Below are 25,944 nucleotides of genomic sequence, written 5' to 3'. Positions count from 1 at the left end.
CGCCCGACAGGAGCCACCAGGATGTTCTTTTCGATCACGACGCTGGAGCGCCGCTCGCTCACCGCCAAGCTCGTGCTCGGCTTTGCCGGGCTGATGCTGGTGGTCGGTGGCATCAGCCTGCAGTCGATCTACAACCAGAACGTCGTCAACGCCGAACTGCGCGACCTGTATGAAAAGGAGCTGCTCGGCGTCTCGCACGTGAAGGAGGCGCGCATCCAGTTCGCGCAGATGGGCCACGCGCTGCGCCAGGCCATCCTGCCGCAGACGCCCGCCGAGCGCGACCGCGCCTACCGGCTGCTCGCCGAATCCGAGAGCCGCCTGCGCCAGGAACTGGACGACGCTTCGAAGCTGTTCCACCGCGAGGACAACCGCGCGCAGCTCGCGCGCTTCGACGAACGCTTCGCGCGCTACAAGGTCGGCATCGCGCGCATCGTCGAGCTGCAGCAGAAGGGCGAGCTCATCGACGCCCTGGGCGCGGTCGCCGCCCCCGATTTCCAGCTCGCCGGCGAGACGGCGGGCGACACGCTGGTCAGCATCACCCGCGTCATGGAAGAGGAAGCGCTCGAGGCCGCGCGCCACGCCGACCGGCGCCTGGTCGAGATCAAACGCACCACCTACGCCCTGATCGGCGGCGGCAGCGCCCTCGCGCTGCTGCTGGGCGCCCTCGTCGGCACGTCGATCCGCCGCCCCACGCAGCGCCTGCGCGCCGTCGTCGAGGAGATCTCCGCCGGGCGATTCGAGCAGTCCGTCCCGCACACCGAATACCCCAACGAGCTCGGCGAGCTCGCGCGCGCGATCGAGGTGCTGCGCGTCGAAGCGCGCAAGGTCGAGACGCAGCGCTGGCTCAAGGCGCACCTCGCGGCTATTTCGGGGGACCTGCAGACGTCCGCGAGTACCGCCGAGCTCGCGCACAAACTGCTCTCCAACCTCGCGCCGGTCCTCAAGCTCGGCCACGCCGCCTTCTACCGCCACGACGAAGCCGCGCAGCGGCTCGTGCTGCTGGCCGGCTACGCGCTGCGCGAGCCCGCGGAGCCGGTGCCGCAGTTCGCCCTCGGCCAGGGGCTGGTCGGCCAGTGCGCGCTGGAACGCAAGCCGATCATCTTCGCCAACCCGCCCGCGGACTACATCCACATCGGCTCCGGCCTGGGCGATGCCGCTCCGCGCGTGATCGCCGTCCTGCCGGTGATGCGTACCGACCGCCTGCTCGCCGTCGTCGAGCTGGCCACCTTCGACGCCTTCGGCGCCGCGCAGGAGGGGCTGCTCGACGGCGTGATGCCGATCCTGGCGATGAGCCTGGAGATCCTCGAACGCAATGCGCGCACCCAGACCCTGCTCGAGGAAACCCAGCGCCAGGCCGAGAACATGGAACAGCAGGCGCGGCAGCTCGAGGAGCAGACCGTCGAACTCGAGGCGCAGCAGGAATCCCTGCGCGAAACCTCCGCCCACCTCGCGATCCTCGAAGAGCGCAGCCGCCTGATCCTCGGCTCGGTCAAGGACGGCATCGTCGGCCTCGACCAGGACGGTGTGATCATCTTCGCCAACCCCGCCGCGCCGGCGATGCTCGGCTTTGCCGAGGCGGAACTCGTCGGCCAGCAGATGCACGCCCTGATCCATCACAGCTACCCCGACGGCCGCCCGTTCCCGCGCGAGGAATGCTCGATGTACCGCACCGGCATGGACGGGCAGGAGCGCACCGTCGACAGCGAAGTGCTGTGGCGCAAGGACGGCACCGCGGTCCCGGTCGAATACGCGACGACGCCCGTCCACAAGGACGGCAAGCTCGTCGGCACCGTGGTCGTGTTCCGCGACATCACCGAACGCAAGGCCGCCGAAAAGGCCATCGCCGACCAGCGCGCCGCGCTGCAGTACATCCTCGACCACAGCCCCGTCGGCACCGCCTTCACCACCGACGGCGTCTTCCGCTACACCAACCCCGAATTCACGCGCATGTTCGGCAGCCATACCGGCGATCCGGCGGTGCAGATCTACGCCACGCCCGAGGACCGCGCGCGCATGGTGGCGGACCTGCGCCGCGAAGGCTACCTGCGCGACCGCGAGATGCGCCTGGTGGCGGCCGGCGGCGAGCTGCGCGACTTCCTCGTCACCTTCATGCCCTTCGCGCACGAGGGCGAACAGGGTGTGATGGGCTGGCTGCTCGACATCACCGACCGCAAGCGCGCCGAAGCCGAGATCCTGCACGCGAAGGAGATCGCCGAGGACGCCACGCGCGCCAAGAGCGACTTCCTCGCCAACATGAGCCACGAGATCCGCACGCCGATGAACGCCATCATCGGCATGTCGCACCTCGCGCTGCAGGGCCCGCTCGACCGCAAGCAGCGCAACTACATCGAGAAGGTGCACCGCGCCGGCGAGAACCTCCTCGGCATCATCAACGACATTCTCGACTTCTCGAAGATCGAAGCCGGCAAGATGTCGATGGAAACGGTCGAATTCCGTCTCGAAGACGTCATGGACCACCTCGCCAACCTCGTTGGCCTCAAGACCGAGGACAAGGGGCTGGAACTGCTCTTCAACGCCGCCCCGGACGTCCCCACGGCCCTCGTCGGCGATCCGCTGCGCCTCGGTCAGGTGTTGGTGAATCTCGGCAATAATGCAGTCAAGTTCACCGAAACGGGCGAGATCGTCGTCGGCATCGAAACCGTCGAACAGACCTCCGAGCACGTCGAACTGCACTTCTGGGTACGCGACACCGGCATCGGCATGAGTCCCGAGCAGTGCAACACGCTGTTCCGCAGCTTCACCCAGGCCGACGCCTCCACGACGCGCAAGTACGGCGGGTCCGGCCTCGGGCTCGCCATCTCGAAGAAGCTCGTCGAAATGATGAAGGGGCGCATCTGGGTCGAAAGCACCGTCGGCCGCGGCTCCACCTTCCACTTCACCGCGCGCTTCGTCCTGCAGGCCGAGCCGGTGGCCCGCCGCATGTTCCGCGCCGACGAACTGCAGGGCGTGAGCGTCCTCGTCGTCGATGACAACGCCTCAGCGCGCGAAATCCTCTCCGCCATGCTGCGGCACTTCGGGCTCGCGGTCGATGTCGCATGGGACGGCAGCCAGGCGCTCGACATGATCGCCGCCGCCGACACGCGCGGCGCGCCCTATGACCTCGTGCTGATGGACTGGAAGATGCCCGTCGTCGACGGCGTCGAAGCCGTGCGGCGTCTGCAGGCGCATCCGCCCGCGAAGCTGCCCGCGGTGATCATGGTCACCGCCTACGGCCGCGAAGAAGCGCTCGGATCGGCCGAACAGCGCGGCGTCGCGGTCAAGTCCGCGCTGACCAAGCCGGTCACCGCCTCGCGCATGTTCGAAGCGATCGGCGAAGCCCTCGACAAGCGCGGGCTGGTCGAAACCCGCGTCCCCGAAAGCATCGACGGCTCCAGCGCCGCGATGGCGGCCCTCGCCGGCGCCCGCCTCCTGCTCGTCGAAGACAACGAAATGAACCAGGAACTCGCTGCCGACCTGCTGCAACAGGCCCGCATCGACGTCGCGATCGCCGGCAACGGCCGCGAAGCGCTCGACCTCCTCGCCCGCGACGCCCGCTTCGACGGCGTGCTCATGGACTGCCAGATGCCCATCATGGACGGCTACACCGCCGCGCGCGAAATCCGCAGCAACCCTGCGTGGGCGCACCTGCCGATCCTCGCGATGACCGCCAACACCATGGCGGGCGACCGCGACAAGGCCATTGCCGCCGGCATGAACGACCACATCGCCAAACCGCTCGACGTCGGCGAAATGTTCGTCACCCTGGCGAAGTGGGTGCGGCCCGCCCGCGTCCTCGCCCGCGCGTCGGCGCCCGCATCCGACAAAGGCGCCGCTGCCGCCCTGCCCCCGCTGCCGGGCATCGATGTCGCCGCCGGCCTCGCCACCACGATGGACAACCACAAGCTCTACCTGCGCATGCTCACGCGCTTCCGCGACACCCAGGGCCGCTTCGCCGAACAGTTCGCCGCCGCCCAGGCCGGCCCCGATCCGGACGCCCCCATGCGCGCCGCCCACACCCTCAAGGGCAACGCCGGCAACATCGGCGCCCACGGCGTCCAGACCGCCGCCGACGCCCTCGAACACGCCTGCCGCGACAAACTCCCCCCCGCGCAGCTCGCCCCGCTCCTCGAATGGACGCTCGCCGAACTCGCCCCCGTCATCGACGGCCTGCAACGGCTCGGCCCGGCCGAAGCCGCACCTCCGGCCCCCGAGGAGATCGCTGCGACGATCGGCGCCGCGAACCTGCAGCAGGACCTCGCGCGCCTGAAAGCCCTGCTCGAAGACAGCGACCCCGACGCCGCCGAAGCCGTCGCCACCCTCACCGAACGCGCCACCGGCACCCCGCTCGCGCCCGCCCTGAAACAGATCGCCGCCAGCGTCGCCGCCTACGATTTCGACAAGGCGCTGGAAAGCCTCGCGGCCCTGGCACCGGCGGGCGGGTGAGCCGGCACGTCGGCGCGGCATCGATACGACGCCTGCCCTCCGAAGGCAGAAGTCGTCATGCGCCGCAGTTAAGGTATAATCCCGCGTTCTGTCGCCACGCCAGTGGCGCATGGCGCCCGTAGCTCAGCTGGATAGAGTACTGCCCTCCGAAGGCAGGGGTCGGACGTTCGAATCGTCTCGGGCGCGCCAGATATCGAAAGGCGCTGATTTCATTGGAAAATCAGCGCCTTTTTCATTTTGATCGGCCCGACGACTCTGGGCACGGGGCACTCGCAGCCGCTCTGACCCAGGGCATGGCCCAGACTGGTAAAAGTCCGGCATCCGAGCGACGTGGGAGAAGAAAATCTCCTCAATTTCGTTCCTTTTCTGGTGAAAGATGAGTAGATTTTCATGATCTCCTCACTTCTGAGGAGATCAAGAGGATCTCCTCAATGTCACAGAAACTACAGCCGGACGCCATTCTGGAAGCGGTCAAAGTGCTTGCGGCCGAAGGTCTTCAAGGGGTTTCGTCATCCGAAATCCATGCGCGCGTTGGCGGTAGTTACGCTACCGTCGGGCGGCTTCTGGACAAACTCGTTCAAACTCAAGCTCTAGTCCGGACCGGAAAAGCACGGGCCACCCGTTATTTCCTGCCTCCGGCCGAAGTCGACGCAATGGAAACGCTGCAAGTCACGGACCTTGGGACGGCGACAGTGTCACCGGTCTGGTCCGACAAGGCGGGATCGTTGCTGGAGGTTCTCAACCGCCCGCTTGGCGCACGGACGCCGGTGACCTATCAGCGCCGGTTTCTGGATGAGTACGTTCCCAATGAGTCCGCCTTGCTGCCCCTTGAACTGGCTGAAGTCCTGTCACAGGAAGGCCGGATGCAGGGGCAGCAACCCGCCGGGACGTATGCGAGGAAGGTCCTTGAACAGCTCTTGATCGATCTGTCCTGGTCGTCGTCGCGGCTGGAGGGCAACACGTACAGTCTGCTGGCGACGGAAGAGCTGTTCAAGAGCGGCGATCCGCCGACGGATTGGGAAGGCGTCATGCTGCTCAATCACAAGCGCGCCATCGAATTTCTTGTCGACGCGGTGCCCACCTATGGTCTCAGCGACATCGTCATCCGCAACCTGCACGCGCTGCTGATGCAGGACTTGCTGGCCGACGCCGCCGGTTTGGGGTCCATCCGAAGCAAGGTGGTCAATATCTCGGGCACCACGTATGTCCCAACGCAGGTGCCGCAGCTGCTGGAGGAAATGCTCTCGCAGATCGTGGGCAAGGCCCAGCTCGTCAAGAATCCTGCGGAGGCGGCGTTCTTCCTGTGGGTGAACCTCGCCTACCTGCAGCCCTTCGAGGATGGCAACAAGCGCACCAGCAGGCTTGCCGCCAACATCCCCTTGATGCTCTATAACTGCGCTCCGCTTGCCTTTCTCGATGTCGATCCGCACGACTACGCGAAAGCCATGATGGGCGTCTACGAACTGCTTGATGCCACGTTGGCAGTTGAGCTTTTCGCGTGGACGTACCGGCGATCGATCCGAAAATACAAAGTCATCCTGGAGGCGATGGGATCGCCCGATCCTTTCAGGGTGCGTCACCGCGAACACCTGAGCGAAGCAGCGCAGCAGCTAGTGAGAAACGGCAAGACTCTAGAGCAGGCCGTGGCGGGTGTGGGCCTGGCTGCCGAGGACGCGGAGCAGTTCGGCGAGACGCTGAGAGCGGAGCTCAAAATGCTGACGGTGCACAACTGTGCGCGATACCGATTGACTATTCGGGAAGTGCAGGCGTGGATTGAACGCGGCAAGCCGATCTGAGTGTCAGGGTATGAGCCGACACTTATGGCTTGGTTGGTAAGGCAAGTGGGCAGGCAACTCCGCCACCTCGATCCAGTGCCCATGACCGTCTTCCCGGGCGCGCCAGATACCGAAAAGCCCTGATTTCCTCACGAAATCTGGGCTTTTTCATATCTTCGGGCCGGACGAATCCTCTTACTTACTGTGTGTCGATCAGTCAGTTGCTCGGGCGGTAGTTCGCCAGCCAGTGCGCATACGGCGCGGGCAGCACCCAGGACGGCTTCTCTTCCTTCAGCTGCAGGGCCGCCTGGTAGCTCCAGTGCGGATTGGCGAGATGCGCGCGGCCGATCATCACGAGATCCATCTGCCGGTCGGCAACGACCCGGTTGGCCGTGGCCGGCGCGTCGATGCCCCAGGACGCGGCGACGGGCAGTTCGGCCTCGCGGCGGACGCGTTCGGCAATCGGCGCGAGGAAGGCCGGGCCCCACGGGACCTGCGCGTCCGGCGTGGAGAAGCCGACGCTGACGTTGAGCAGGTCAAGGCCGCCGCGGCGGAAGGCGCGAGTGAGTTCGATCGACTCCGCTACCGTCTCCTCGTCGCGGCCGTCGTATTCGATGACGCCGAAGCGGGCCGTGAGGGGCAGGCGTTCCGGCCACACCTTGCGGACTGCGTCCAGCGTTTCGAGCAGGAAACGGCTGCGTCCGGCGAAGTCGCCGCCGTATCGATCGGTCCGCTGGTTGGCGTGGACGGAGAAGAAGCTTTGCGCCAGGTAACCGTGGGCAAAGTGCAGTTCGAGCCATTCGAAGCCGGCATCCCGCGCGCGGCGTGCCGCAGCGACGAAATCGCTTTGGACGCGGGCGATATCGTCAACGCTCATCGCGCGCGGCACCTTCGGCAGGTGGGCGCCGAATGCGAGGGCCGAGGGGGCCAGCGGCGTCCATGCGCGGGCGTCGCCATCGGGGATGTGGTCGTCACCTTCCCACGGGCGGTTCGCGCTCGCCTTGCGGCCCGCGTGGCCGATCTGGATGCCGGGAACGGCGCCGCCCGCCTTGATCGCGGCCGCGATGCGGGCGAGGCTTTGCGCCTGTTCGCCGTTCCAGAGACCGAGGCACGCCGGGGTGATGCGGCCTTCCGGCGCCACCGCGGTCGCCTCGACGATCACGAGGCCGGCGCCGCCGCGCCCGAGGCTGCTGTAATGGCCCCAGTGCCAGTCGTTGCCGACGCCGTCGACGGCGCTGTACTGGCACATGGGAGGAATGGCGATGCGATTGCGCAGGGTGACATCTTTCAGTTTGAAGCTGCTGAACAGGGCGGACAAGGTGTGATCTCCGGAAAGGGCGGACCGTATGCAACGTCGACGCGTGCCGGTGTCGGATGCGGGCTGGACGGGATCCTAAATCATTAATCGGTGATGTTGGAACTGCATGATTCCGCTCCCGCTCCGGACGGGACGCGAATCCATGCCCGATGGACCTTGACCAGGGGATCGGTTCGCCGCTCGTTCTGTGCCCCACCGCGTTGCCTTTTGCCCGGGCTTCGAGCGGTCATGTCATATGCGGACGTCGATATGCTTACATCCGGATAAAATTGTTCCGATCGATTTCCGCCAAACCATTTGCTCATGGCCGCTCCGCCCGCCGCGCCGCGCGCGCGGTGCCTGTGTCTCGACATCGAAACCGCTCGCCAGGACCGCATGGTCCTGCGCGAGTTGGGCGTGTTTCGCCCGGATCTCGATGAGCGGCTGAGGCTTTCCGGCAAGGATTCCAAGCTCGCTCCCCGGTTGGATGCGCTGACCGAAGGTGCCGCCTTCGTGCTCGGCCATAACGTCGTCGCCTTCGACCAGCCTGCGCTGGCGGCGCTGCATCCCGAACTCGCGCTGCACCGTTTGCCGCTGATCGACACGCTCGAACTTTCGCCCGTCGCCTTCCCGCAAAACCCGTATCACCGGCTGGTGAAGGACTACAAGCTGTGCACGACCACGCGCAACGACCCGGTGCGCGATGCGGAGCTCGCCTACGAGCTCTTCGTCGACCAGAGCGAGGCGCTGCAGCAGCGTGTGGCGGAGCATCCGGACGAAGCGCTGTGCCTGCATTTCCTGCTCGCGCCGGAGAACGGCAAGGGGGTGGCGAACTTCTTCGCGACCCTGCGTCGCGCCCTGAAACCCTCGCTCGTAGAAGCTGCTGCCGCGTGGCAGCGCGCGACCGCGGGCAAGGTGTGCCTCACCGGGCAGCGCTGGGTCATCGAGCACTGCCTGCCCGATCCCGCCTGGCACAAGCCCTTGGCGTACGCGCTGGCGTGGCTGCGTGTGGCGGGCGGCAATTCGGTGCTGCCGCCTTGGGTGAGCCTGAGTTTCCCCAAGGCGCGCGAAGCGATCGCCGCCCTGCGCGACGTGCCCTGCCCGGATCCCGCCTGCGCATGGTGCCGCGAGCAGCACGACCTCGAAACCCTGCTGCCACGCTACTTCCCCGGCATCACGCGCTTCCGCAGCACGCCGACCACGGCCGATGGCCGCTCGCTGCAGCAGGCGATCGTCGAGAACGGCTTCGCCGGCCGCCCGACGCTCGCGATCCTGCCCACCGGTGGCGGCAAGTCGCTGTGCTTCCAGCTGCCGGCGCTCGCGCGCTACTACCGTAACGGCAGTCTGACGGTCGTGATCTCGCCGCTGCAGTCGCTGATGAAGGACCAGGTCGACAACCTTGAAGCGCGCGGCATCACTTGCGCGGGCTACCTCAACAGCCTGCTCAATCCGATGGAGCGGCGGGTGATGCTCGACAAGCTGCGCCTGGGCGACCTCGGACTGATCTTCGTCGCGCCCGAGCAGTTCCGCAGCACGGCCTTCGCCAACGCGCTGATGCACCGCGAGATCGGCGCCTGGGTGTTCGACGAGGCGCACTGCCTGTCGAAGTGGGGGCACGACTTCCGCCCCGACTACCTCTACGTGTCGCGCTTCATCAAGGCGCGCCAGAAGGACAAGCCTTCGCCGGTGTTCGGCTTCACCGCGACGGCGAAGCCGGATGTCGTCGACGACATCTGCGCTCACTTCGAGAAGCGCCTCGGCGTGGTGCTCGATCGGCTCGAAGGCGGCGTGAGCCGCGACAACCTCAGCTACGAGGTGTACCCGGTTTCGGTGCAAGCCAAATACGCCGCGGTGCTGCGCCTGCTGCAGGAAACGCTGCGCGAGGAGGGCGGCGCGATCGTGTTCTGCGCGCGGCAGAAGGGGGTCGAGGACCTCGCGCAATTCCTGAAGGATGCCGGCCTCGACTGCGGTTTCTTCCACGGCGGCATGTTGCCGGCCGACAAGCGCGCGGTGCAGGAAGCCTTCCTTGCCGGCACTCTGCGCGTGATCGCCGCGACCAACGCTTTCGGCATGGGGGTCGACAAGCCCGACGTGCGCCTCGTGATTCACCTCGATACGCCAGGTTCGCTGGAGAATTATTTACAGGAGGCCGGCCGCGCCGGGCGCGATCAGGCACCGGCGCGTTGTGTCCTGCTTTATGACGACGCCGACCTCGACGTTCAGTTTCGCCTGCTGAAGAACTCCCGCCTCACGCAACATGACATCGGCGCGATCCTCAAGGCGCTGCGGGCGATCGAACGCAAGGACCGCAGCGAAGGCCAGGTCGTCGTGACGAGCGGCGAGATCCTGCTCGAAATCCCCGATGCACACCGCATCGACCCCGATGCGAGCGACGCCGACACCAAGGTGCGCATCGCCGTCGCCTGGCTCGAGGAAGCGCGCCTGCTCGAACGCCACGAGAACCACACCCGCGTCTTTCCAGGGAGCCTGCTCGTCGCGACCGAGGAAGAGGCGCGCGCGATCCTGCGCAAAAAGCTCGGGTCGGAGGCCGACATCGAGCCCTACGTCCGTATCTTGTCGATCCTGATTCAGGCTGACGATGATGAAGGCCTATCGACCGACGAGCTGATGCTCGCCACCGGCAAGGACTCGCGCACGCTGCAGCACATGCTGCGCGAACTCGATCGTTGGAAGCTGCTGTCGAACGACACCGAGATCGGCGTCACCTTCTACCGCGATCCCGACACCGCGCAGCGCCTCGATGAGCTCGCGCGCATCGAAGATGCCCTGCTCAAGAACCTGCGCGAAGAGGCGCCCGACGCCGACCAGGAAGGCTGGCAGGTCTTGAATGTGCGGCGCCTGTGCGACACGCTGCGGCGCGACGCGCAGGTCGACTTCGACCCGGACAAGCTCACTCGCCTGCTGAAATCCTTCGCCGAGCCCTTCGGCGATGGTGTTGCTCAGCGCGGCTTGTTCGCGCTGCGCCCGCAGACCGCGGACAGCCGCTACCTGAAACTCCTGCGCCCCTGGAAGGACATCGAGACCATTCGCGAACGTCGCATGCGCCTCGCCCGCGCGCTGCTGCAGGAATTCCAGCGCCGCCGCCAGGGCAACACGCTGCTCGTCACCTGCAAGCAGGGCGAACTCGAAGCAGCGCTGCAGGCCGACACCACGCTCGTCGATATCGGCGTCGAAAAGTGGGACGTCGCACTGTCTGCGGCCTTGCTCTACCTCGACGCCAACGAGGTGCTGCATCTCGCGCGCGGCAAGGCCGTGTTCCGCTCGGCGATGAGCATCGAACTCAACGCCGAGGCGCGTCGTCGCCAGTTCAAGAAGTCCGACTACGCCGAGCTCGCGCTGCACTACAAGGACAAGATCGTCCAGGTGCACGTGATGGCCGAATACGCCAAGCTCGCGGTCCGCAAGATCCAGGCGGCGATGGCCTTCATCGTCGATTACTTCAGCCTCGACCGTGCCGAGTTCGTGCGGCGCTACTTTGCCGGCCGCAAGGACGTGCTGGAGATGGCGACCACCGAGGCCGCGCACCGCCGCATCCTCACCGATCTCGCCAACCCCGAGCAGCAGGCCATCGTCGCCGCGCCCCTCGAAGGCAACCACCTCGTGCTCGCCGGTCCCGGAGCCGGCAAGACCCGAGTCATCGTGCATCGCGTCGCGTGGCTGCTGCGCGAATGCATGGTGCTGCCGGAAGCGATCATGGTGCTCGCCTACAACCGCTCCGCCGCCAACGAGATCCGCCGCCGCCTGTGGGCGCTGGTCGGGACGGATGCGGCCGGCGTCGCGGTGCAAACGCTGCACGGGCTCGCGATGCGGATCACCGGCACCAGCTACGCGGTCGCTATCGAGCGCGGCGAGGCGGTGGACTTCGGTGAAGTCATTCGCCAAGCCACCCGGCGCCTGCGCGCTGCCGAACAGGGGGCAAGCGAAGGATCCGGTGATGGCGTCGGCCCCTCCATTCTGCGCGACCGCCTGCTGTCTGGCCTGCGCTTCCTGCTCGTCGATGAATACCAGGACATCAACGGCGACCACTACGAGCTCATCAGTGCGGTTGCCGGCCGTACCCTGCAGACTGAGGAAGACCGCGTCTCGCTGATGGTGGTCGGCGACGACGACCAGAACATCTACGCCTTCGACGGCGCGAGCGTGCGCTACATCCGCCAGTTCGAAACCGACTACGCCGCGCGCCGCTACGCGCTGATCGAGAACTACCGCTCGACCAAGTACATCATCCATTGCGCCAACCGTGTCATCGAACGCGCCCGCGACCGCATGAAGGCCGGGCAGGCGATCCGCGTGAACCACGCCCGGCGCGAGCAGCTCGACGGTGGCGAGCACGCCGCGCTCGATCCGCTCACGGAAGGCCGCGTGCGGGTCCTCGAAGTGCCACGCAACCCGTATCAAGAAGTGCAAGTCGGGCTCGACGAACTGCAGCGTGTGCATGGCCTGATCGCGCAGGACGGCGAGGCCGGTCAATGGGGCCGCTTTGCGATCATCGCCCGCCGTTGGGAAGACCTCGAACCGATGGCCGCGCTGTGCCGCCTGCGCGGGATCCCCGTGCGGCTGCTGCGCGACGGCGCCGGTGTCAGCCTGCACCAGACGCGCGAAGGCGACGCCCTCGCGACCTTGCTGCGCGGCCAGCGCCGCAGCGTCCAACGCCGGCGCGTGCTGATCCGCTCCGGCGTCCTGTCTCGCTGGTTCCGCTGCCGCTTCCACATCGCGCCGGACGGCTTCATCGAGCACCCCCAGCGCGCCGCGCTCGCGCAGTTCATCAATGACGTCGACTCGACCGCCCCCGGCCGCGAACTCGTCCTCGACGACCTCATCGAATCGCTCTACGACTTCGGTGCGATCGGCAAACCCGCCGCCGACGCCCGCCCCAACGCCCCGCTGGTGCTGATGACCGCTCACCGCGCGAAGGGCCTGGAGTTCGACTACGTGCTGATCCTCGACGGCAGCGGCTGGCAGGGGCGCGGGGACGACGAGCGGCGGCTCTTCTATGTCGCGATGACGCGGGCGCGGAAGTCGCTGACGGTGTGCGAGGTGGTCGGCGGGCAGCATCCCTTCGTGCGCGATCTGGATGGGGTGGTGTTGCGGTCGCGGCCGAATGCGCTGCCGCCGGAGCCGGGCGTTGCGCATTGGATCTGGTGTGCCGACCTGGAGAAGATTGTCCTTTCGTGGCCGGGGCGCTTCGCGCCGTCGGCACCCATTCATCGAGCGCTTGCCGCGCTCGATGTCGGCGATCCGCTTGCTTTGCGGCCCCGGAGCGACGGTGCTGCAGGCTGGGAGATTGCCGACGCGTCGGGTGTCATGGTTGGACGGATGTCGTCGAAGTTTCAGCCGCCGCAGGGCGAGATCGCTACCGTGCGGGTGGCCGCGGTGCTTGTGCGCCATGCGAGGGAGGGCGAGCAGGAAAAATTGCGGCGTCAGTCCTGGGAGCTGGTGCTGCCTGAAATCGAGTACGTGGGGAGATAACCCGCATGGGGACAGCCCATGGTCGAAATGTGATTTTCGTCTCTGGATCAGGTCTGCGAAGGAAGACGCAAGCCAGAGATATGGAAGGACGGTCAAACCGCCAACAGATTCAGCATTCCATGAGCGCGATTGCGCTTGACAGAAGGGAGAGGTCGAAAGAGTATGTGTCCATTGTCCATGGACTGTGGACATGTGCTGAGGACAGATTGTGAAAAGTCAAGACGTATATTTGTTGCTGAAGTTGGTTTCACTCTCGAAGCAGGAGCAACAAGAGCGAGACGCCCCCTTCGGTAACAAGCTTACGCCACTTGAAGCTTGGCGAGATTGGAGCGACGAGGATGAATCGCACGAGCAGTTTGATCTCGGTTTTCCATCGTATGGAAAGGGACCTGATTCTGACCTCTATAGTGTCCGGTCCCTGTCCATGCTTACAGGGATTAGCAAGTCGGAAATTAGCAACGCACTTAATCGATGTTACCAGTCAGGGCTCGCGAAGATTTCCCGTGATGGTGCCGTTCCGACAGTAAATACAAGGGCTTTACGCGATTTTATCATTTATGGGATTCGCTATGTGTTTCCCGCTAAGATGCAAGAAATGACAAGAGGGATCGCAACCGGCCTAATGGCACCCGTGTTTGGTGGCGAGCTCAGGTCTGCCGGACAACAAATTCCCGTTTGGCCTGATCCTAGAGGTAACACATCAGGTTTGGCGGTAGAGCCTCTCTTCAAGACTGTAACGATGGCAGTACGAAAGGACCGAAACCTATACATATTACTGGCTCTAGTGGACTCAATTCGCCTCGGTTTGCCGCGAGAGCGAAATCTGGCAATCAAGAAATTAGAGGATGTCCTTCGGGATTAATAATGTCAATTTACGATGATCATGTCGCGATGATTGCGTGTGTCGCGGAGGCTATCGGGCCGGACTTATGCAAGGAAGTTGCCTTTGTTGGCGGCTGTACAACCGGCCTCCTCCTCACCGATCCTTATACGCGGGAGCTGGTACGGCACACCGACGATGTCGATTTAATCGTTCACGTAATCAGCACGCGGGGTTGGCACGAGTTACTCGATAAGCTTCGGTCTAAGGGTTTCAAAGAGGACATGCAGGAAGACGGCCCTATCTGCGCCATGTACCTGAATGGTCTTCGTGTAGATTTCATGCCAGATGATGCCTCTATTCTCAGTTTTTCGAATATCTGGTATAGGGATGCTCTCCAGAAGGCAGAGGAATATCGCCTCAGTGAAAAGCTGACAATTCGGTTGGTGCGGCCGGAGTACTTTATTGCGACAAAACTAGAGGCCTATCGCAATCGCGGAAATGACGACCCACTTGAAAGTCGGGACATCGAGGATATTTTGAATTTGCTGGATGGGCGACCTGAGCTTCCGGCCGAAATACTGGCGGCTCCAAAAGCGATGCGGGTTTACATAAGTGAGCAGTTCTCAGCATTGCTGCGAACACGTGATTTCGATTACGCCGTACAGGCGGCCGCGAACAGCGATAGTGGCCGCGAAGAGTTGCTCGTCGATCGTATCAAGCTTGTGATTGGTTTCCGTGACTTGGCATGAACATCGAAACTCGAATCGAGTGGCAGTGGACTAGTCGGCGTGGAGCTGAGCGGGGCGAAAATCGCGATGCATGCGGCCTTTTCGGCGGGAAGGCATACACCTTCGCGGTAATTATCGACGCGTCCTCAAAGGGAAAGAATGGCGTTCGTTTTAATGAGTTATGGATCAACGCTCTCTTGAATGGGCTACCCACTGATTGGGCGTCACAAGAGCAAGTGGTAACAGCGATGCGCAACGCGCAGCGGAAGCTACGTTCTGAGGGGCTCTTTCAGGAACGGGCATGCTTTGCTGCACTGCTATTGCCTCACGCGTTTCCAAATACCGGTTTGGCTTTTACATGCGGCGACTGCCGAATTGGCTTCGAGTCACAGAGCGGAGAAATCATATGGTTAACGGAGACGCACAGGCTTGGTGACATCTGTCAGCGTAATGGCTCTTCACTGGTTATACCCAATCCAAATATTGTTACCCGGACATTAAACGCAAGACGTCATGAGGACCCGGACATTCTTGAATTGATGGCACCGGAGGGCAGCTCGTGGGTGCTGGCGACGGATGGTTTCTGGTCAGACTGTAAATGTCCTCGGACGCCACCAGAGGATGACAGTAGTTACTTGCTGCTTGGCTCGATGCTCAAGCGTTACGAAAGCAGCGATACACCAAACCTGATTTTAGAAGGCTCGTTCGCAGGCACGATCAGCGACAACTTGAATTTCTCCGCTGACCAGTGCGCTGTGCTTGTTCGATCGTAGCTATGCCTCCTTGGACCGTCGAAAGAAGTGCAATGAAAGGGCGATGGTGGTAACAATCGGTTCCTCCGAGAACCGGACGGCACCACCGCGGACTGCCTCAAGTCCTCAAGACGCTATACCGCCTAAACAAACCCACCGGCAACGCCCGCTCCAGCCGCCACGTAATCGACAGCGGCCGGTCGCCCTCCCAGCGCTCCAGCGTCACCGGCCCCAAGGCTCGATACGCCTGCCCACGGGCGTCCCGCACGAAAAGCTGGAACTTCCATCCATTGCCCGGCGATTCGCAATAGCGGCGCCCGGCGGGGGTGTCCGGCCCGGCGGAGTTTTGTGATTGCCAGTGGAAGAGCTCGGGGCTGATTGCGTAGTCGTGATAGGCGATGCGTTCATTGAAGCCGTCGCGCTTGTCGAGGGTCACGAACAGGAGTTCGGTCTTGTGTTCGGGCAACGCCAACACACCAGCCTGGAAGGGCGCGCGGCGTTCCGGCGTGAGCCAGCCGACGGCGGTCAGGACTTCGCGGATTTGGTAGGCGGCATGCAGCGTGAGCGGCCAGTCGGCGGGGGCGCCGGGGAGAGGCTCCGGGTCGAGGTCGGCGCGCTCGTCGAGGCACATGGCGAGTTCCCCGAGTTCACGGCACATGGCGGGGTTGTCGGCCATGCGGGCGAGGAAGGCGGGGACGTCCATCAGCGCGCTGCGGTCGCTGAAAAGCTGGTAGGCGAGCATTTGCAGACGGCCGCGCGCGGTGGGCGTGAGCTGGCCGGCGAGGTCGCCAGGGTTTTCTGCGACGCGGCGCAGGATCCGGAGGTGCTCCGGATCGTCGATATGCAGGAGTGCCGCGAAGTGTTTGCCTAGGTAGATTTCGTCGGGGTCGGGCGGGGAGTGTTCGAGGCCAGCGGCGCGGCGCAGCGCAGTCCAGCCGGGCTTGCCGTCGTAGAGGTCTTCGAGGTCCAGGCACTGGTCGCGGACGAAGTCGGCGAGCGTCAGGGGCGCGCCGCGGCGGGTGGTGGCGTAATAGCGCAGTTCCGCGGTGAGGCGACGCCAGTTCTGGTTGCTGATCTGGCGCAGGCCCCGCAGGACGGCATCGCGCGCGACGCGATCGAACTGGATGTGGCAGCCGGGGGGCAGCGTCGTGAAGCCCTGTTCAACGGCTTCAATGAGCTGCTGGCGGTTGAGGCCGGTAATCGAGCGATACAGCAGGTCGAAGCGGAAATCGTCTTGCAGCCGCCCGACGAAATCGAGGACGAGGCAACTCTCCTTGCCGTCGGCGAGGCGTAGGCCGCGCCCGAGTTGTTGCTGGAACACGACTGGGCTTTGAGTCGGTCGCAGGAGCAGCAGCGTGTTGGCTTCCGGGATGTCGACGCCCTCGTTGTAGAGATCGACGGTGCAAACCACTTTCAGCGTGCCGGCGGCGAGGTCTTGCGGGGCGCGTTCGCGGACGTCGCGTGGTGTCTGGCTGGTGATCGCGAGCGCCGGAAGGCCCGCCGCCGTGAGCCGCTCGGCCATGAAATTCGCGTGGGCGATATCGACGCAGAACGCGATCGCGCGCATGGCGGCGTGGTCGGCGACGTATTGCTCGATGGCGTGGATCACCAGACGGGCGCGTGCGTCGTTGCCGCTGATGACGTTTGCGAGCTGGGCGAGTTCGCCGGGCTGATTCCAGCGGATGCGGCTGAGGTCGGTGCTGTCGGTGCTCGCGTAATACTCGAAGGGCGCGAGGAGTTGCTGGTCGAGCGCGTCCCACAGGCGCAGTTCGATCGCAGGACTGCCGTCGGGGCGTGCGTCGAAGTATTGCAGCACGGAGCGTCCGTCGGCACGCTCGGGCGTCGCGGTGAGACCGAGCAGAAAGCGCGGGCGGATCGTGCTCGCGAAGGCGTCGAACTGGCTCGCCGGCAGGTGGTGGCATTCGTCGATGACGACGGTGTTCCAGTAGTCAACGCCGTGGCTTGCAAGCAGATCGCGGGCGGCGACCGACATGATGGTCGCGAAGAGGTGCTCGCTGCTGTCGGGCTGGTTGCCGTCGGCCAGGAGCTCGCCGAAGGCCGGGGCGCGCAGCACCTGCCGGTAAGTTTCGATGGCCTGCCGCAAGAGCTCGACGCGATGGGCGACAAACAGCAGACGCGGCTTGCCGCCCTGCTGCTCGCACAGGCGCTTGTAGTCGAATGCTGCGACGACGGTTTTGCCGGTGCCGGTCGCCGCGACGACCAGATTCCGCGTTCGACCGTGACGGCGTTCGGCAGCAAGGCGGTCGAGCATCGCCTGCTGATAGGTCTTCGGCTGCAGATCGAACCACGTGGGAGTGGCAATGGGTTCGGTGTTCGTGCCCTTGGCCTGCTGCAGCGCGCGGCGCAGTTCCAGGCGATGCGTGTCGTCCTGCGGGTCGAAGCGCTGGAATTCCGGATCGTTCCACAGCGTCTCGAAATGCGCCTCGGCAGCGGCGAAGAGATCGGTCTGCCCGGCCTGGGTGAATTTCACCGTCCATTCGACGCCACCGAGCAGCGCGGCCGCGGACAGGTTGGCGCTGCCGACGAAGGCCGTGCCGAAGCCGGTCGCGCGGTGAAACAGCCAGGCCTTCGCGTGCAGGCGGCTGCGGCGGCCGTCGAGGGAGATGCGGAGTTCCACGCCCGGCAGGGCCGCGAGCGTCTCGACGGCGCGGGCTTCGGTCGCGCCGGTATAGGTGGTCGTGATGACGCGTAGCCGCGTGCGCGGTTGGCCGTCGGCGCCGACCGCGGTGACGGATTCCAGCACGTCGAGGAGTTTGCGCAGCCCGCTCCAGGTGATGAAGCTGACGACGATGTCCACGTGATCGGCTGAACTGAGCTCGGCCCGAAGCTCGGCGAACAGCGAGGGGTCGGCGCGCCCGGCGGTGAATAGCCATGGAGCGAGCAAGCCGGTGGGAGGCTGTGCGGGACGGGTATTGCCGCGATGAATCGAGCGCAGCGCCAGTACGGGCGCAGTCCACTCCCCGGCGGGAGCATCGCCGCATCGCAGGTGGGTAAGCAGGCCATTGATGAGCGCCAGTTCGCGTTGCTCGCGTGCGATGTCGTCTTCGGCGTCGGTCGCCTCTTCGAGCAAATCGGGCAGCAGTCGGGCGAGCACTTCGACCAGCCGGCGGCGGCGGGCGTCGCCGGTGAGGTGCTCGATGTCGGCGTGCCCCGCATCGCGTAGCTGCAGCGCGAGTTCGCGAATGCGCCCGTCAAGCAGCAGATCATAGAGGCCGTTGGGAAGGCTGGTCATGAGTGCAGGTGCCGTCTTTCGGTCAGATGCTCTAATGGTATCGCCGCCGCATAGCCCGTGCGCTGCCTATGCGGGCGAGACTTCCACTGCAATCTGATCAATCCGTTCCTGTCACGTAAGGTGTCGTCCGGGAGCTGTGCGTCAAGGGTGCTGTCCGTCGCCCCTTCTTCGCGAACGTGCGATGAGCCAAAAAAATCCCGCCGTGAGGCGGGATTGAAGTGCTCCGGAGGAGAGTATGGAGCCGGAGGAAAGAGAGAAGGGCGGCCCCCACGGGGTGCCGGATAGAGGTCAGTACTCGAAGAATCCGCGGCCGGATTTGCGCCCCAGATACCCGGCGGCGACCATTTCCTTGAGCAGCGGGGCGGGTCGATACTTCGGGTCGTCGAAGCCGTGGTGGAAGGATTCGACCACGGCCAGCAGCGTGTCCAATCCGATGAGGTCGGCCAGCGCGAGGGGGCCGATCGGGTGGTTGCAGCCCAGGCGCATGCCGGCGTCGATGTCCTCGCGCGTCGCGAGGCCTTCCTGCAGGGCGAAGATGGCCTCGTTGATCATGGGCACGAGGATGCGGTTCACGGCAAAGCCCGGACTGTTCCGTGCGACGACGATCTGCTTGCCGATCGCCGCAACGAAGGCCCGGGTTGCGTCCAGCGTCGCGGCGCTCGTCTGCATCGCCGCGATGACCTCGACGAGGCCCATGACGGGCACCGGGTTGAAGAAGTGGGTGCCGACGAAGCGCTCGGGATGGGGCAGGGCCGCGGCGAGTTCGGTGACCGACAGGGAGGACGTGTTGGTCGCGACGATCGCGGTCGGGCGCGTCGCTTCGCCGGCCTGGCGCAGGATCTTCTTCTTGAGTTCCAGGTTTTCGGTCGCCGCCTCGATGACGAAGTCGCAGTCGGCAAGCGCCGCATAGTCGGTCGTCACGCGGATGCGCGCAAGCGTTTCGCTGCGGGCGGTTTCGGACAGGGCCCCCTTCTTCACCATGCGTGCGAGGCTGGCTTCGATGGTGGCGACGCCGCGGCGCAGCGCCTCGTCGGAGACGTCCAGCATCACGACGGCCATGCCGCTGCTGGCGCAGACCTGCGCGATGCCGTTGCCCATGGTTCCGGCGCCGATGACGCCGATCGTGTTGAGTGTCATGTCGTTTGTGCCGTCCATTGTCAGGTGCGCTCGAAGATCGCGGCGATGCCCTGTCCGCCGCCGATGCACATCGTCGCGAGGGCGTAGCGGCCGCCGATGCGCTGCAGTTCGTAGATCGCCTTGGTCGCGATGATCGCGCCGGTCGCGCCGACCGGATGGCCGAGCGAGATGCCGGAGCCGTTCGGATTGACCTTCGCGGGATCGAAGCCGAGTTCACCGGACACGGCGCAGGCCTGGGCAGCGAAGGCCTCGTTGGACTCGATCACGTCGAGGTCCGCGATCCGCAGTCCGGTGCGCGCGAGGACGTTGCGCGTCGCCGGGATCGGGCCGACGCCCATGTATTCCGGCTCGACGCCCGCATGCGCGTAGCCGACGAGGCGGGCGAGCGGCTGCAGGCCGTGCCTGCGCACGGCGTCGCCGCTCGCGAGTACCAGCGCCGCGGCGCCGTCGTTCAGACCCGAGGCGTTGCCGGCGGTGACGGTGCCGTCCTTCTGGAAAACCGCCTTCATTTTCGCCAGTTGTTCGGCGGTGACGTCGCTCCGGACGTGTTCGTCGACGGCGAACGGCACCGGCCCCTTGCGGGTCTGCTGCTCGACGGGAACGATCTGCGAGGCGAAGTGGCCTTCCGCGATCGCCCGTGCCGCGCGGCGCTGGCTTTCGAGAGCGAGTTCGTCCTGGGCCGAGCGCGAGATGCCGTAGCGCGCGGCGACGTTCTCCGCGGTCACGCCCATGTGGATGCGCTGCCAGGGGTCGTGGAGGATGCCGTTCATGTAGTCGACGAGCGCGGTGTCGCCCATGCGGGCACCCCAGCGCGCGGCGGGGACGAGGTAGGGGCCGCGGCTCATGGTCTCCGCGCCGCCGCCGATCGCGACCTCGGCGTCGCCGAGCAGGATGGTCTGTGCGGCCGAGATGACGGCCTGCAGCGCCGAGCCGCACAGGCGATTGACGTTGAAGGCCGGCACTTCCTTCGGTAGACCCGCGTCCATCGCGGCGATCCGGCTCAAATAGGCGTCGCGCGGTTCGGTGGGGACGACGTTGCCCATGACGACATGGCCGACGGCGTCGGGCGCGACACCGCTGCGTTCCAGCGCGGCGCGCACGACGGTCGTTGCCAGCTGCGTCATGGGCACGTCCTTCAGGGCGCCGCCATAAGTGCCGATTGCGGTGCGTGCCGCAGCGACAACGAAGATCTCGCGTTGGGTCATTCCATCTTCTCCAAACATTGAACCGGTTCAGCAGGCGTCTGCCTGCCGCGTCTTCTGCTGTCGATTGTAAAAGCAGGCCGGACGGCTTGTAAAACGTTTTCGAATTTTGTGACGTCAAGGGGGCTGACGAGGTGCGGAAGATCTGCCCTGTCGCGCGGTTCATGGTCGCGCGGGCGCGCTCGCGGGAATTATCGGGACGTTCGACAAGAGTTCGATCAGGGACTCGAATTTCAATGTATGTAAGGGTTTAGAGCCGGATCTGGACGTTCCGGGAGGAAGGCTTGGCATGCCTCGGCCAAGAAAATTCGTTAATGAGTGCATTTGTGATTGTGCGCGCCGGATATTTGTCCGATACTAAATAAAAGCCGGTTGGCCGGTTTTGTTAATGGATGGCCGAGCCTCGTTTTCGGGCGGGTCGTGGAGCGCGCGGCGAAGGTCGTGCAAGGGCTTGTTCCCATCGGCCTTTCGCTCGCGAACGGTGTCGGCGGGTCCTTCGTGAAATGTGAGTTGCGACCGAAAGAGAAGAGGGTTTTCCATGTCCCATCGCCTGTCCCCACTGCTGCAGCCCCGTTCGATCGCGATGATCGGGGCCAGCAACAACGCGGCCCGCATCGGCGGCATGCCGCTGGACCTGCTCAAGCACTTCGGCTACGAGGGCCGGGTCTTTCCGGTGAATCCCAAGTACGAGGAGATCTTCGGCTACCGCTGTTATCCGGACATCGAATCGGTGCCCGAAGCGCCCGAACTCGTCGTGCTGGCGATCGGCGCGGCCGACGTGACGGCCATGCTGCGCCGGTGCCATGCGCGGGGGGCGCGCGCCGCGATCGTGTATGCGGCGGGTTTTGCGGAAATGGGTGGCGAGGGCATCGCCTTGCAGGAGGAGCTCGAGCGCTTCGCGGCGGAGACCGGCATGGTGGTCGCGGGCCCCAACTGCATGGGGTTCGCCAACCTCAATCTGAAGGCCTACACGGCTTTTGCGACGGTGTTCAAGAACGTGCCGGCGCAGACGGGGGCCGGTCGCGCGAGCCTCGTGACGCAGAGCGGCAACGTGTGTTCGGCCGTGTTCGCGCTGATGCGCCAGCTGGGCGTCGAGGTGAGCCACTTCATCAACACCGGCAACGAGGCGTGCCTGGAATATTCCGAGTACCTGGAGTTCCTCGCGCAGGACGACGAGACCGACTGCGTGGTCGGCTACATCGAGCAGCTACGCGACGGGCGCCGCTTCGTCGATGCCGCGCTGGCCTTTGCCGAAGCCGACAAGCCGCTGATCCTGTACAAGGCGGGCGAGACGGAGAAGGGGTCGGAGGCGGTGCGCTCGCATACGTCGGCGCTGGCGGGCAATCTGGCGCTGTACAAGGCGGGGTTCCGCCAGTTGAACGTCATCCAGGGGCAGGACTTCGCGCAGATGGCGGACCTCGCCTGGCTGAGCGGTTTCCGCCACCGCGCGGGCGGCAAGCGGGTCGCGATCGTGACGCTCTCCGGTGCGCTGGGGGCGATCCTCGCGGACAAGTTCATCGCCGCCGGGCTCGACGTGCCGACGCTGCCCGCCGAGGTGCAGCAGGCCTTGCGCGATGGCATCCCCGACTACGGCATGGTGTCGAACCCGATCGACGTGACCGGGAACATCGTCAATGACCCGGCCTTTGTCCGTTCGGTGTTCGGCGCGCTTGCGAGCAGCGATGCCGTCGATACGGTGGTGATCTATGCGTCGGGTTCGTTGCTCGATCGCATGGCCGAGCCGCTCCTCGAAGTGTGCGCACGTCATCCGCGCCTCTTTGTCGCGATCGATACCGGCAAGGCGACGTGCCGCGAGCGGCTGGCGGCGGGCGGGGTGCCGGTGTTCACGGACATCGGGCGTGCGGTGCAGGCGCTCGCGCCCTTCTGCCATTGGCTCGCCGGTCGCGAAGGCGTGCGCCGCTGGGCGAGGCTGCGGCGCGAGACCACCTCCGGGCAGAAGGACTATGCGGTGGCGGGGCTCAACGAATACGAGACCAAGCGCCTGCTGGGCGAATTCGGGGTGCCGGCGGTCGCAGAAATGCCGGCAGTCGATGCCGACGCTGCGGTCAAGGCGGCAGCGCGCATCGGCTACCCGGTCGTGCTCAAGGTGTTGAGCGCGGACATCGCGCACAAGACGGAGGCGGGCGGTGTGCGGCTGAACCTCGCCGACGAGGGCCAGGTGCGCGAGGCATTCGCCGGGATCCTCGCGTCGGCGCGCAGCTATGCGCCGCAGGCCCGCATCGACGGCGTGCTGGTGCAGGCCATGTCGAAGGGCGTCGCGGAGCTCATCGCCGGGGTCACGCACGACCCGGTGTTCGGTCCCGCCCTCACGGTGGGCCTCGGTGGCGTGCTGACCGAACTGTACCGTGACGTCAGCCATCGCCTGCTGCCAGTGGATGAAGCGATGGTCGGCGAGATGCTGGGCGAGCTGAAGGCCTATCCGCTGCTCGACGGCTTCCGCGGACGCCCGAAGGCGGACGTGGCGGCGGCCTGCGGGGCGATCGCCGCGATCTCGCGCGCCTCGGCTGCGCTCGGGGCCGCCGCGCAGGAAATCGAGATCAACCCGCTGCAGGTCGGGACGTCCGGTGCCGTAGCGATCGACGCCCTGCTGCTCGCACCTTGAGCCGCGCCTCGCGCTCCAGTCCATCCGATTCGCGGAGAGTCTCTTCATGTTGTTGTCCCTGACCGAACTGCAGGAAATGATCGAGTCGAGCGTGCTCGAATTCCTGGCTAACGAATACGATTTCATCAAGCGCGCGCGCAGCCGCGACGCCGACGACGGCATCGCGCCGCAGGTGTGGCGGGCTTTCGCCGAAATGGGCTGGCTGGGATTGCCGCTGCCCGAGGCCGACGGCGGCATCGGCGGGCGTGCGATGGAGAGCGGCCTGCTGATGCGCGCCTTCGGCCGCCACCTCGTCGTCGAGCCCTACCTCAATGCGGTGCTGCTTGGCACGCGCCTGATCGCCGAAGCGGGGCGGGCGGAGCAGCGCGCGGAGTGGCTGCCCGACTTGGTCGACGGGCGTCGCCGGGTTGTGCTCGCGCACGACGAGCGCGGCGTCGCGGATCCTTGGTCGGCGCGCAGCACGCGGGCGCAGGAGCAGGGGAACGGTTTCCGCATCTCCGGGGCGAAGGCTATCGTTGCCGGCGCGCCCGGCGCGGACGCGGTGCTGGTGTCCGCCCGTACCGAAACCGGGGGCCTCGCGCTCTTCCTGGTGCCGCTGGATGCGCCGGGCGTGACGGTCGAAGCGTGCCGCATGCTCGACGGCGCACGCGCGGCGGACCTGCGCTTCGACGACGTGCAGGTCGAGCGCGCGGCGCTGCTGGGCGAACCGGTGGATGCGAGCGAGGTGCTGGGGCGGATCCTCGCCGAGGCGATCGTGAGCGAGTGCTGGGAGGCCTGCGGCGCGATGCAGGCGGCGCTCGAGCAGACGGCCGAATACACGCAACAGCGGGTGCAGTTCGGCAAATCCATCAGCAGCTTCCAGGTGGTCCAGCACCGGCTCGCGGAGATGGCCGTGTGTTGCGAGGAGGCGCTGGCGGCCTGCCAGCTCGCGGTGTTGAGCATCGAGCGCGACCCCACATCGGCGATCTCGGCTGCGGCGATGGCGAAATCGAAGGTGGGACGAGGCGCGCGCTTCGTCGCCCAGGAGGCGGTGCAGCTGCATGGCGCGATGGGCGTGTCCGAGGAACTGCCGGTGGCGAGCCACTTCCGCAAGCTTCTTGCGTTCGCGCAGGGCTCGGGCGGTACGGCCCACGCGGGCCAGCGCTACGGCGAGCTGATGCTGCTAAGCGACGCGTGGCGGTACAGCCGCACCCTCCCGTCCCTTGCCCATGCCTGAAGGAATTCCCCATGAATCTTGAACTGAGCCCCGCGGAGCAGGCATTCCGCGAAGACGTGCGCGCCTTCCTGCGCGACAACCTGACCTACGAGCTGAGACGCGGCCAGCGTGAAACGAGCTCGATGTACCCGGAGCCGGAAACCTCGGGACCGTGGCAGCAGGCGCTGCAGCGCCAGGGCTGGCTGGTGCCGCTGTGGCCGCAGGAGTGGGGCGGCACCGGGTGGACGGCGGTGCAGCGCTTCATCTTCGAATCCGAATGCGCGCTGGCCGGAGCGCCGCTCGTGCATCCGATGGGCGTGCGTCTCGTCGGACCGGTGATCCTGCGTTTCGGCAGCGAGGAGCAGAAGCGCCGCTATCTGCCGCGCATCATGTCGGGTGAGGACTACTGGTGTCAGGGCTTTTCCGAGCCCGGCGCGGGTTCCGATCTCGCGTCATTGAAGATGCGCGCGGTGGCCGACGGTGAGGACTACATCCTGAACGGGTCGAAGATCTGGACCACCCATGCCCACCACGCCAACATGATGTTCGCGCTGGTGCGCACCAGCACCGAGGGCAAGCGCCAGGAGGGGATCAGCTTCCTGCTGATCGACATGAACACACCGGGCATCGAGGTGCGGCCGATCGCCACCATTGGCGGCGATCACGACGTGAACGAGGTGTTTTTCACCGACGTGCGGGTGCCGCAGGCGAATCGCATCGGCGCGGAGAACGCCGGCTGGGACTGCGCCAAGTACCTGCTCGAGTTCGAGCGCGGCGCGGGCATCTTCAGCGGCCGGTTGCGCTCGCAACTGAAGCGCGTCGGCGATGCGGTCGGCGAGCTCGAGGCCTCCGGCGTGGATGTGCGCGGCGATGCGCGCCTCGTCGCGCGCTTCGGCGAGGTGTGCGCCGATCTGGACTGCTTCGAGATGATGGAACTGCGGATCATGGGCGCGCTGCAACCGGGGCAGAGCCCGGGGCCGGTGTCGTCGATCCTGAAATTGCGCGCGAGTCGCATGAAGCAGGCGATCGCCGAACTGGGCGTCGAAGTCCTGGGCGGCGAGGCATTGCGCTGGCGGCGGGAGAGCGCGGGCGACAGCGTGCTGCCGGTGCTCGTGCCCGATTACCTCAACAGCCGTGCCTACACGATCTTCGGCGGTGCCGCCGAAGTGCAGCTCGGCATCATCGCCAAATCGGTGGTCGGCGTGTGAACGCGCGGCCCGGACAGG

12 protein-coding genes and 1 tRNA gene are annotated in these 25,944 nt (G+C 65.6%); 9 read left to right on the top strand and 4 right to left on the bottom strand.

What is annotated here, in order from left to right:
• Nucleotides 1-21: 21 nt before the first annotated feature.
• From GPA22_RS02015 to GPA22_RS02005, 3 genes are all read left to right on the top strand, one after another.
• Nucleotides 22-4,443, top strand: coding sequence for a response regulator (locus GPA22_RS02015; RefSeq protein WP_169254431.1), 4,422 nt, complete (start codon nucleotides 22-24; stop codon nucleotides 4,441-4,443).
• Nucleotides 4,444-4,555: 112 nt separating this feature from the next.
• A tRNA-Arg gene (locus GPA22_RS02010) sits at nucleotides 4,556-4,632 on the top strand.
• A gap of 242 nt (nucleotides 4,633-4,874) precedes the next feature.
• Nucleotides 4,875-6,239, top strand: coding sequence for a Fic family protein (locus tag GPA22_RS02005; RefSeq protein ID WP_169254430.1), 1,365 nt, complete (start codon nucleotides 4,875-4,877; stop codon nucleotides 6,237-6,239).
• Nucleotides 6,240-6,435: 196 nt separating this feature from the next.
• Here the strand turns inward: GPA22_RS02005 and GPA22_RS02000 are convergent, their stop codons facing one another.
• The gene (locus GPA22_RS02000; RefSeq protein WP_169254429.1) at nucleotides 6,436-7,536 is read right to left on the bottom strand and encodes an NADH:flavin oxidoreductase/NADH oxidase; all 1,101 of its coding nucleotides are present in this window, start codon (nucleotides 7,534-7,536) and stop codon (nucleotides 6,436-6,438) included.
• Between the two features lie 303 nt (nucleotides 7,537-7,839).
• Between GPA22_RS02000 and GPA22_RS01995 the strand changes: the two genes are divergently transcribed.
• The 3 genes from GPA22_RS01995 to GPA22_RS01985 all read left to right on the top strand — a co-directional run bounded on the left by GPA22_RS01995 (nucleotide 7,840) and on the right by GPA22_RS01985 (nucleotide 15,329).
• Nucleotides 7,840-13,005 carry a RecQ family ATP-dependent DNA helicase gene (locus GPA22_RS01995; protein WP_169254428.1) on the top strand — a complete coding sequence of 1,722 codons (5,166 nt, stop codon included), beginning with the start codon at nucleotides 7,840-7,842 and terminating at the stop codon, nucleotides 13,003-13,005.
• Between the two features lie 864 nt (nucleotides 13,006-13,869).
• Entirely contained in the window at nucleotides 13,870-14,577 is a 708-nt protein-coding gene (locus GPA22_RS01990; RefSeq protein WP_169254427.1) for a nucleotidyl transferase AbiEii/AbiGii toxin family protein, read from the top strand.
• A complete protein-coding gene (locus GPA22_RS01985) occupies nucleotides 14,574-15,329 on the top strand; it encodes a hypothetical protein (RefSeq protein ID WP_169254426.1) in 756 nt (251 codons plus the stop codon). The genes GPA22_RS01990 and GPA22_RS01985 overlap by 4 nt, the downstream gene beginning before the upstream one ends.
• A 97-nt stretch (nucleotides 15,330-15,426) precedes the next feature.
• Here GPA22_RS01985 and GPA22_RS01980 read toward each other — a convergent pair whose 3' ends face one another.
• The 3 genes from GPA22_RS01980 to GPA22_RS01970 form a co-directional block, all read right to left on the bottom strand.
• Entirely contained in the window at nucleotides 15,427-18,561 is a 3,135-nt protein-coding gene (locus GPA22_RS01980) for a DEAD/DEAH box helicase (protein WP_169254425.1), read from the bottom strand.
• A gap of 288 nt (nucleotides 18,562-18,849) precedes the next feature.
• Nucleotides 18,850-19,698 (bottom strand): 3-hydroxybutyryl-CoA dehydrogenase, encoded by an 849-nt coding sequence (locus GPA22_RS01975; RefSeq protein ID WP_169254424.1) that lies wholly within the window; start codon nucleotides 19,696-19,698, stop codon nucleotides 18,850-18,852.
• Nucleotides 19,699-19,718: 20 nt separating this feature from the next.
• Nucleotides 19,719-20,903 carry an acetyl-CoA C-acyltransferase family protein gene (locus tag GPA22_RS01970; protein ID WP_169254423.1) on the bottom strand — a complete coding sequence of 395 codons (1,185 nt, stop codon included), beginning with the start codon at nucleotides 20,901-20,903 and terminating at the stop codon, nucleotides 19,719-19,721.
• 535 nt (nucleotides 20,904-21,438) lie between these two features.
• Between GPA22_RS01970 and GPA22_RS01965 the strand changes: the two genes are divergently transcribed.
• The 3 genes from GPA22_RS01965 to GPA22_RS01955 are packed head-to-tail and all read left to right on the top strand — an operon-like array spanning nucleotide 21,439 to nucleotide 25,926.
• Nucleotides 21,439-23,523 carry an acetate--CoA ligase family protein gene (locus tag GPA22_RS01965; RefSeq protein ID WP_169254422.1) on the top strand — a complete coding sequence of 695 codons (2,085 nt, stop codon included), beginning with the start codon at nucleotides 21,439-21,441 and terminating at the stop codon, nucleotides 23,521-23,523.
• Between the two features lie 46 nt (nucleotides 23,524-23,569).
• On the top strand, nucleotides 23,570-24,739 hold the full coding sequence (locus GPA22_RS01960; RefSeq protein ID WP_169254421.1) for an acyl-CoA dehydrogenase family protein: 1,170 nt from the start codon (nucleotides 23,570-23,572) through the stop codon (nucleotides 24,737-24,739).
• A gap of 11 nt (nucleotides 24,740-24,750) precedes the next feature.
• Nucleotides 24,751-25,926 (top strand): acyl-CoA dehydrogenase family protein, encoded by a 1,176-nt coding sequence (locus GPA22_RS01955; RefSeq protein WP_169254420.1) that lies wholly within the window; start codon nucleotides 24,751-24,753, stop codon nucleotides 25,924-25,926.
• Nucleotides 25,927-25,944: the final 18 nt, after the last annotated feature.

The organism is Aromatoleum toluvorans, from assembly GCF_012910905.1.
Classification (GTDB): Bacteria; Pseudomonadota; Gammaproteobacteria; order Burkholderiales; family Rhodocyclaceae; genus Aromatoleum; species Aromatoleum toluvorans.
Note: the sequence above shows the minus strand (reverse complement) of the source record. Positions and strands in the feature narration are given on the sequence as shown.